The sequence below is a fragment of the Limosilactobacillus reuteri subsp. simiae genome (assembly GCF_020784875.1).
GTDB classification, from domain to species: domain Bacteria; phylum Bacillota; class Bacilli; order Lactobacillales; family Lactobacillaceae; genus Limosilactobacillus; species Limosilactobacillus reuteri_H.
Window position 1 is genome coordinate 1 of sequence record NZ_JAJGUI010000042.1, and the last position, 384, is coordinate 384.

Annotated in this window: 2 tRNA genes; both read left to right on the plus strand. The window is 44.5% G+C overall.

The window, feature by feature from the left end:
- Positions 1-43 precede the first annotated feature (43 nt).
- Positions 44-116: transfer RNA gene (locus tag LMC10_RS01330), tRNA-Val, on the plus strand.
- Between the two features lie 39 nt (positions 117-155).
- Positions 156-227, plus strand: a tRNA-Gln gene (locus LMC10_RS01335).
- The last annotated feature ends 157 nt before the right edge of the window (positions 228-384 follow it).

Genomic DNA, 384 nt, shown 5'->3' on the forward strand with positions numbered 1-384 from the left:
TCACGCTGGTATCGTGGGTTCAAATCCCGCACGGGTCACTTTTGGAGGATTAGCTCAGTTGGGAGAGCATCTGCCTTACAAGCAGGGGGTCACAGGTTCGAGCCCTGTATCCTCCATTGAACAATTTTAATAGTTGTTCAACATTTTAATATAATTGGGCTATAGCCAAGCGGTAAGGCAACGGTTTTTGGTACCGTCATGCGCTGGTTCGAATCCAGCTAGCCCAATTAGTCTAAAACAGTGAGTAAAATTACTCGCTGTTTTTTTATTAATGTCTTTAGACCTGGTTGAGTGCGCGAGCAGAGCGAGTGCACGAAACAAAAAACCACCTGCTATGCGGGTGGGCGATAAAAATTATATAAAAAAGGCCTCTTTTGCCTTAAG